At 66.0% G+C, this 1,187-nt stretch carries 1 protein-coding gene; it reads right to left on the minus strand.

What is annotated here, in order from left to right:
• A partial coding sequence (istA, locus tag AC5ZG5_RS46195; protein ID WP_496165568.1) for an IS21 family transposase occupies positions 1–1,187 on the minus strand: 1,187 nt, incomplete at both ends.

Consider the following 1,187-nt stretch of genomic DNA (forward strand, 5'->3'; position numbering starts at 1 on the left):
GCACGGTTCTGGGCGCCGAGGCGAAAGAGTTCGCCGTATTCGTCCGCGGGACGGATCAGTGGATGATCCTGCGTCAGCGGCAGCGTGAGTTGTGGTGCTTGATCGAGGCGCTCGACCGCCTGCTCGAACAATCGCTCGACGATGGCGCGCACCAGTTTGTAGCGATGGATGTGATGACGCACCGCGTGATCGCAGGCCTGCTCGACGAGCCGGGCGGGATACTTCTTCGCCAGTCCGACAATGCCCCACATCGCGCGTTGTCCGACGCGGCCTTCGGTGTCGAACAGGTGCTGACAGAGCGCCTTCGCTTGCGGTCCGATGTCGCCGGCGCTTGCCAGCAGGAAGGCGGTCTGACGGGATGGATTGAACGGGCGCTCGTTGTCCGGCAGCTCGAGCGAACCCGGCCGTGCGGCGCGGGCATGAACGCGCAGCAGCGCCTGGGTGCTGCGGTCGCGGATCTCGATCGTCGTGTCGTAGAGCCGTACCACGACCTGGCTGCCGATCGGCGCGGGGCGCGCGGCATAGTCGCTGTGGTCCACCCGCACGGTGGTGTCGTCGTAGACGGTGCGCACGAGCTCGGAGAAGTAACGGAAGCCGGTCGCAGGCAATGGCCGCAGATGCGGCTTCTCTTCCTGGAACATGGCCTCGACCTGACGCCTTGTGCTGCCGTGGATGCGTTTGGCAGCCCAGTTCGCCTCCCAGTGCTCCAGAAACCTGTTCTGAGCTTCGAGCGACTCGAAGCGCCGCCCGGCGAGCGCGGTGCCCTGGGTGTGCTGGATCGCGTTCTCCACGGTCCCCTTGCGGTTCGGGTCCCGCACCCGCGCCGGATCGGCGACGACGCCGTAATGCGCGAGCACCGCGCCGTAGAGCCGGTTGAGCTCGGGCTCGTACAGGTCGGGCGTGATGACGCCTTCCTTGAGATTATCGAGCACGACATAGCCGACGGCGCCGCCGAAATACCGGAAAGCCTCTTCGTGGAGCTGTGCCCAGATCTGCTGGCTCGACTTCCAGACCACGCGCCGGAAGCTGCGCCGCGAGTAGCGCAGGGTCATCACGAACAGGCGCGGCCGGCGGTAACGACCGCTCTTCGGATCACGGGTCAGCGCGCCTTCGCCATAATCGACCTGGGCTTCCTCGCCGGGGTCAAACTCGAGACGGTCAAACTGTTTGGGATCGATGTGGCGCAG

The sequence above is a fragment of the Bradyrhizobium sp. Ses1 genome (assembly GCF_059512365.1).